At 54.7% G+C, this 537-nt stretch carries 1 protein-coding gene; it reads left to right on the top strand.

Translation table 11 applies throughout. The features are described 5' to 3' along the window. Window positions 1-5 precede the first annotated feature (5 nt). Window positions 6-537: ribonuclease E/G (locus tag ACTHUR_RS17560; RefSeq protein ID WP_440400006.1), on the top strand; the 532-nt coding region annotated here is incomplete at its 3' end.

Raw genomic sequence — 537 nt, 5'->3', positions numbered from 1 at the left:
TCCCCATGCTTTCAGGAATCCCCATCCCCAAGGACGCCGTGCGTCCGCCCGAAACTGTCCTCGTCAACATCACGCCGCAAGAAACGCGTGTGGCTGTTTTGGAAGAGAACAATATCTGCGAGCTGCACATCGAGCGCAACAGCGGTCATAGCTTGGTCGGCAATATTTATTTGGGCGTCGTCAAACGCGTCCTTCCCGGCATGCAAAGCGCGTTTATCGATATCGGTTTGGAACGCGCCGCGTTTCTGCACATCGTCGATGTCCTCGAACAACGCCGCAACCCGGACGAAACCCAACGCATCGAACACATGCTCTTTGAAGGTCAGTCCGTCTTGGTTCAGGTCATCAAAGACCCCATCAATACAAAAGGCGCGCGCCTTTCTACACAAATCTCGCTGGCCGGCCGTTTCCTCGTCCATCTTCCGCAAGAAGACCACATCGGCATTTCCCAACGCATTGAAGACGATGCCGAACGCAGCAGTTTGAGGGAGCGTCTCAACAATCTGCTGCCCGAAAACGCCTGCCACGGCTATATTA

Source organism: Neisseria sp. P0021.S007, from assembly GCF_051956855.1.
This window is presented reverse-complemented; position numbering and strand designations above follow the sequence as displayed.